This is a genomic window from Nioella sp., assembly GCF_964229645.1.
In the GTDB taxonomy this organism is placed as follows: Bacteria; Pseudomonadota; Alphaproteobacteria; order Rhodobacterales; family Rhodobacteraceae; genus Nioella.
Genome location: NZ_CAXREX010000129.1, coordinates 1 through 3654 on the forward strand (window position 1 = coordinate 1; position 3654 = coordinate 3654).

At 66.1% G+C, this 3654-nt stretch carries 3 protein-coding genes; 1 reads left to right on the forward strand and 2 read right to left on the reverse strand.

Annotated elements, in window-relative coordinates; genetic code table 11:
- Both ACEQXV_RS08660 and ACEQXV_RS08665 read right to left on the reverse strand, forming a co-directional pair.
- Positions 1 to 940: DMT family transporter (locus tag ACEQXV_RS08660; protein ID WP_370268776.1), on the reverse strand; the 940-nt coding region annotated here is incomplete at its 3' end.
- A 118-nt stretch (positions 941 to 1058) separates the two neighbouring features.
- Positions 1059 to 2438: an L-serine ammonia-lyase gene (locus ACEQXV_RS08665; protein ID WP_093446941.1), complete on the reverse strand. Its 1380-nt coding sequence runs from the start codon at positions 2436 to 2438 to the stop codon at positions 1059 to 1061.
- A 258-nt stretch (positions 2439 to 2696) separates the two neighbouring features.
- Between ACEQXV_RS08665 and rpiA the strand changes: the two genes are divergently transcribed.
- Positions 2697 to 3485 (forward strand): ribose-5-phosphate isomerase RpiA, encoded by a 789-nt coding sequence (rpiA, locus tag ACEQXV_RS08670; protein WP_370268778.1) that lies wholly within the window; start codon positions 2697 to 2699, stop codon positions 3483 to 3485.
- The last annotated feature ends 169 nt before the right edge of the window (positions 3486 to 3654 follow it).

The following is a 3654-nucleotide window of genomic DNA, read 5'->3' on the forward strand; positions in this document are numbered from 1 at the left end:
CGCCCGGCCCTCCGCCCGCTGCTTGCGGCGCTGTCACGGTCTGACGCGCGATGGCCCTCTCGCGCAGGATGACGTAAAGCCCCGCGCCGCAGGTGATCGCGATCCCGACCGAGGCAAGCCCGTTCGGCAGGTCGGAAAAGACCACCCAGCCGATCATCGTGGCCGCCGGAATTTCCAGGTATTGCATCGGGGCAAGCGTGGCCGAAGGCGCATAGCGCAGCGACCAGGTCATCAGCAGGTGACCGAAGGATCCCAGCACGCCCAGCACCAGGTACAGCCAGATCGCGCTGTCTGGGATCGCCGCGAAGCTCAGCCCGGGCAGATCCAGCGCCGCGCCAACTCCGGCCAGCGGCAGCAGCAGGGCGACGGCCATCACGCCGCTGACCCCCTGCATGGCGATCGGATCGGTTTCCTTGGCGATCCGCCGGGTCACCAGCATGAAGAACGCAAAGCTGAAGGCGACAAGGACCGGCAGAAGAGCGGGCCAGCCGACCTGGGCAAAGCTGGGCTGGATCACCAGAAGAGTGCCGACAAAGCCGACCGCACAGGCGCTTAGGCGCCGCCAGCCGACCTCTTCCCCCATGAAACGCCAGCCAAGCAGCAGCAGGATGAAGGGCATCACGAAAGCGATGGCGATGGTTTCCGCCAGCGGCAGGAACCGGAGCGAGGCAAACATCAGCCCGACCCCCGCCACATGGGTCACGGTACGCAGGAAGACAAAGAAGGTGACCCGCCGCGACATGGCAAAGGGACGGCGCAGCAGATAGGCCAGCGGCACCAGGAACAGCGCCTGCATGGTGAACCGCAGCAGCACCACCTGGAACACGGGTTGGCCCAGCTCGGGCTGGCCCAGAAGTTTCGCGGTCGCATCGCTTAGGGGCGCAACAAGGCAGAAGCCCAGCATCAGCATGATACCCAGAACCGGGCGGTCTTCGGACATGTCTTTTCCTGTCAATTCGGGTCAGACATGAAGATCACGGGTGCCCCCTGCGGGTCCAGCCCGAAGGGCGCGCTCGGCGCGACATACCCGCCTCTGCAGGGATGCGCCGGCGCGGGGATCAACAGTTGGGCACGTTCACGGCCAGGCCGCCAAGTGACGTTTCCTTGTACTTTTCATGCATGTCGCGCCCGACCTGCCGCATCGTTTCGATCGCCGCATCCAGGGGCACGAAATGCGTGCCGTCGCCGCGCAGCGCCAGCGATGCCGCGCTGACCGCCTTGATCGCGCCCAGGGAATTGCGTTCGATGCAGGGCACCTGCACCAGGCCCTTCACCGGGTCGCAGGTCATGCCCAAGTGGTGTTCCAGCGCGATTTCAGCGGCGTTCTCGATCTGCTCGGGCGTGCCGCCCATCACGGCGCAAAGCCCCGCTGCCGCCATGGCCGAGGCCGATCCCACCTCGGCCTGGCACCCGGCTTCGGCACCCGAGATCGAGGCGTTGAACTTGACCAGCCCGGCAATCGCGGCGGCGGTCAGCAGGAAATCGGGCACGCGCGCCTCGGCTGCCCCCGGGACATGGTCCAGGTAATAGCGGATCACCGCGGGCACCACGCCGGCGGCGCCATTGGTGGGCGCGGTGATCACCTGTCCTCCGGCGGCGTTTTCTTCGTTCACGGCCATGGCGTAGATGGCGATCCAGTCGTTGACCACATGCGGCGCGGCCAGGTTCAGCCCGCGATCGCGGATCAGCTGGTCACGGATCGCCGGGGCGCGGCGGCGCACGTTCAACCCGCCGGGCAGGATACCCTCGGTCTCCAGCCCCCGGTCCATGCAATCGCGCATCACCTGCCAGATCCGCAGGCTGCCCTGTTTCAGCGCGGCGGCCCCGCCGCCACTGCGCGCGACCTCGTTGCGTTCCTTCATCTGCGCGATGCTCAGCCCCGAGCTGCGCGCCATCTCCAGCATCTCCGCGGCCGACTTGAAGGGGAAGGGCACCGGCGCGCCTTCGTCGCTGGCGGTGCCGGCGGCCAGTTCATCCGCGGTCAGGACAAAGCCGCCGCCGATGGAATAATAGATCTCGGACAGGATGACGTCGCCCTGGCTGTCCAGCGCCTCGATCGTCATGCCGTTTGCGTGGCCGGGCAGGGGGGCATCGAAATCGAACCGCAGGTCGGTTTCGGGGTCGAATTTGAGCGTGGGCAGATCCGCCGGGGTGATCTGCCGGGTCTTGTGGATCTCGGCCAGGGTCGCCTCGGCGGCCTCCTGGTCGAAGGTGTCGGGGCGGAACCCCGCAAGGCCCAGGATCACAGCGCGGTCGGTGGCATGGCCCTTGCCGGTGAAGGCCAGCGATCCGTAAAGCGTCGCCCGCAGGCCCGAGGCCGAGAAGGGCGCGGCCCGCAGCCGGTCCAGGAACCGCGCCGCCGCCACCATGGGGCCCATGGTATGGGACGAGGACGGGCCGACGCCGATCTTGAAGACATCGAAAATGGACAGGAACATGGGGCAGTCCTTTGGTTTCTTCCATGATCCTGACCGATAACGGCGCGGACACACCACCGGAAACGACGCTCGCCCGCGCGAAAACGCCGGTCACCCTTGCAGTCGGGCAGGCAGCGGGGGCCTGGCTGTGCGATGTCGCACAATCCTGCGCCGTCGCCATGGCGCAGGAACGCGATGCGCGACCGGGCCGACCAATTCCATCTCGCCCTTCGGCACCCTGCGCCCTATAAGCGAGACACCCCAGAGGAGAGCACGCCCATGTCCGGAGATCTGTCACCCATCGACAAGGCCAAGTATGTCGCGGCCAAGCGATCCGTGGATTATGTCGAGGACGGGATGCGGGTTGGTCTGGGCACCGGCTCGACCGCCGCATGGATGGTGCGCTGTCTGGGCGAACTGGTGCGAGAGGACGGTCTGAAGATCAAGGGTGTCCCCACCTCGGCCCGCACCGCACAGCTGGCCCGGGAAGTCGGCATCGACGTGATTTCCCTGGACGAGGCCAAGTGGCTGGACCTGACCATTGACGGGGCGGATGAATTCGACGGCGGGCTGAACCTGATCAAGGGCGGCGGCGGCGCGCTGCTGCAGGAAAAGATCGTGGCCACCGCGTCCGACCAGATGATCGTGATCGCGGACGTGGGCAAGCAGGTGGATACGCTAGGTGCCTTTCCCCTGCCGATCGAGGTCATCCCCTTCGGCTGGCAGACCACCCAGGCCCTGGTCGAGGAAACGCTGATCTCTCTGGACGTGCTGGGCCGGAATTCGACCCTGCGGATGAACGGCGCGACGCCCTTTGTGACGGACGAGGGCAATTACATCCTCGATCTGCACCTCAACCGCATCGGCGAACCGCGCCAGATGGCGATGGTGCTGAATCAGATGCCCGGCGTGGTCGAGAACGGGCTGTTCATCGACATCTGCGACTGCGTGATCGTGGGCTATGGCGGCGGCCGGGTCGAGGTGCGCGACATCAACGCCGGCACGGTCGAGGAAAGCCGCCTGGATTTCCTGGAAGACGACAACCTGTTCGCCGATCTTGGGGATTGATTGGGTTGGGCTGGGGTGTCTAATTTCTCTCGGAAACGGTGGTTGAGTGAGCCGCTTACGAAATCGCCTTGGTGACGTAGCCACCCTTGTTTTAATTTCGTCCGTACATTCGAGTTAAGTCCCGCCCGGCGGCACGCCGGGCAGCGCCGACCCGCCCCCCTGGGGCGGC

Bases quoted from the DNA above. Each gene is read 5' to 3' on its own strand.
- ACEQXV_RS08665 (WP_093446941.1), bottom strand. From the start codon at position 2,438: ATGTTCCTGTCCATTTTCGATGTCTTCAAGATCGGCGTCGGCCCGTCC.
- rpiA (WP_370268778.1), top strand. From the start codon at position 2,697: ATGTCCGGAGATCTGTCACCCATCGACAAGGCCAAGTATGTCGCGGCC.